Annotated in this window: 1 protein-coding gene; it reads left to right on the forward strand. The window is 43.5% G+C overall.

Features of this window, described 5'->3' with window-relative positions; translation table 11 throughout:
- A partial coding sequence (locus AC0IVP_RS21850; RefSeq protein ID WP_471759274.1) for a CatA-like O-acetyltransferase occupies window positions 1–324 on the forward strand: 324 nt, incomplete at both ends.

A 324-nucleotide genomic window follows, 5' to 3' on the forward strand; every position in this document is an offset into this window, starting at 1 on the left:
CCTTTTTAAAGACCGTAAATAAAAATAAGCACAAGTTTTATCCGGCCTTTATTCACATTCTTGCCCGCCTGATGAATGCTCATCCGGAATTTCGTATGGCAATGAAAGACGGTGAGCTGGTGATATGGGATAGTGTTCACCCTTGTTACACCGTTTTCCATGAGCAAACTGAAACGTTTTCATCGCTCTGGAGTGAATACCACGACGATTTCCGGCAGTTTCTACACATATATTCGCAAGATGTGGCGTGTTACGGTGAAAACCTGGCCTATTTCCCTAAAGGGTTTACTGAGAATATGTTTTTCGTCTCAGCCAATCCCTGGG

Source organism: Klenkia sp. AC732 (assembly GCF_979256525.1).